Annotated in this window: 2 protein-coding genes; both read left to right on the plus strand. The window is 69.7% G+C overall.

The annotated features are described in order from the left end of the window. Window positions 1-125 precede the first annotated feature (125 nt). The gene (locus AC1D01_RS31865) at window positions 126-1,673 is read left to right on the plus strand and encodes a methyl-accepting chemotaxis protein (protein ID WP_477873514.1); all 1,548 of its coding nucleotides are present in this window, start codon (window positions 126-128) and stop codon (window positions 1,671-1,673) included. Between the two features lie 75 nt (window positions 1,674-1,748). Then, window positions 1,749-2,071, plus strand: a 323-nt coding sequence (locus AC1D01_RS31870; RefSeq protein WP_477873515.1) for an EamA family transporter, incomplete at its 3' end; no start/stop codon positions are given.

Raw genomic sequence — 2,071 nt, forward strand, 5'->3', positions numbered from 1 at the left:
CACGAAACCTCGGGAAAACCCTTAAGTCGACGGCCGTGGGTCCGATAACGGGGATTGCGTTGCCGTTGTCGGTGAATGGCCGACAGCGGCACCCTCATGTCCAGTGCAGTTCCAAGGACTTTTCCATGACTTCCTTCTTCTCGCGCATGCGCCTGGCCCCGCGGCTGGCGCTGGCTTTCGGCCTGGTGATGCTGGTGACCTCGCTGGCCGCCGGCATCGGCATCTGGCGCCTCGACCGGCTGCAGGACATCGCCAACGACCTGGGCGGCGCGTCGTCGCAGCGCGCGCTGCTCGCCCGCGAGCTGCATTCGATCGTCGTGCTCAGCTCGGCCCGTGCCGAGACGCTGCTGCAGATCGACGATGCCGAGTTCGCCGCGCGCATCAATGCCGACCGCAAGCTGACCTCGGCGCGCTCCGAGGTGGTGCGCAAGACGCTGGAAGACCTGGCCGACAACGAGCGCACCAAGGAGCTGTTCAGCGTCATCGACGAGGCCGGCGGCAAGTTCCGCGGCGTGCGCGACGGGCTGGTCAAGCGCAAGGCGGCCGGCGAGAAGGTTGCCGGCGACGACATCGCCGGCAAGCTGCGCCCGGCGGCCGATGCCTATGCGAAGGCGGTGGACGACCTCGCGGCCTACCAGGCGCAGCGCGTCGAGGAGGCCCGTGCCGCGGCGGCGCGCAGCGAGCGCGAGGGCATCACGATGCTTGCGATCGGCATCGCGCTCGGGCTGCTGGTGAGCCTCGGCTGCGCATGGGCCTTGTCGCGCTCGATCGTGCGGCCGCTGGCGGGCGCCTCGCGGATGGCCGAGCGCGTGGCCGCCGGCGACCTGAGCATGGTGCCGGTCGCGACCGGTTCCCGCGACGAGGTGCAGGCGCTGGTGTCCGACCTGGGTGCGATGCAGGGCAAGCTGGCCGAACTGGTGGCGAGCGTGCAGCACGTGAGCGAATCCATCACGACCGCCAGCACCGAGATCGCGGCCGGCAACCTCGACCTGTCGTCGCGCACCGAGCAGACGGCGTCGAACCTGCAGCAGACGGCGTCGAGCGTCGAGCAGCTGACCGCCACCGTGCGCCAKAGCGCCGATGCGGCGAAGCAGGCGAACCAGCTGGCGCTGTCGGCCTCGGGCGTGGCCACGCGCGGCGRCGAGGTGGTGGCCGACGTGGTGCAGACGATGCAGGCCATCGCCGGCTCGTCGAAGAAGATCGCCGACATCATCGGCGTGATCGACGGCATCGCCTTCCAGACCAACATCCTCGCGTTGAACGCCGCGGTCGAAGCGGCACGTGCGGGCGAGCAGGGCCGCGGCTTCGCGGTGGTGGCCGGCGAGGTGCGCAGCCTGGCGCAGCGCAGCGCGCAGGCTGCGCGCGAGATCAAGAGCCTGATCGGCGACAGCGTCGGCAAGGTGGAATCGGGCACGCGGCTGGTGGAAGAGGCCGGCACGACGATGCGCGAGATCGTCAGCTCGGTGCGCCGCGTGACGGACATCATCGGCGAGATCAGCACCGCCGCCGGCGAGCAGAGCGACGGCATCGGCCAGGTGAACCAGGCGATCGCCCAGCTCGATCACATGACGCAGCAGAACGCGGCGCTGGTCGAGGAATCGACCGCCGCGACGCAGAGCCTGAAGGACCAGGCGACGATGCTGTCGCGCGCGGTGGGCAGCTTCAAGTTGTAGCCCGGATGCCAATCCGGGTTGGTCGCGTGGCGCCGAAGTCCCGGGTTGGCACCCGGGCTACGTAGAATCCCCGCGATGAGCAGTCCCTCGGCGGTCCCGGCGACAGACACGACCACTCCCCAACGCCACTGGCCCGGCCTGCTGCTGGCGACCCTGGGCGCCATCGCCTTCTCCGGCAAGGCCATCATCGTCAAGCTGGCCTACCGGCACGATGTCGATGCGGTCACGCTGATCATGTACCGCATGCTGTTCGCGCTGCCGCTGTTCCTGCTGCTGTCATGGTGGGCGGGGCGCGGCAAGCCGGCGCTGACGCGGCGCGACTGGATCGTCGTGCTCGGCCTGGGCTTCAGCGGCTACTACCTCGCGAGCTTCCTCGACTTCGCCGGGCCGCAGTACAT

The sequence above is a fragment of the Rhizobacter sp. P3_B12 genome (assembly GCF_056402895.1).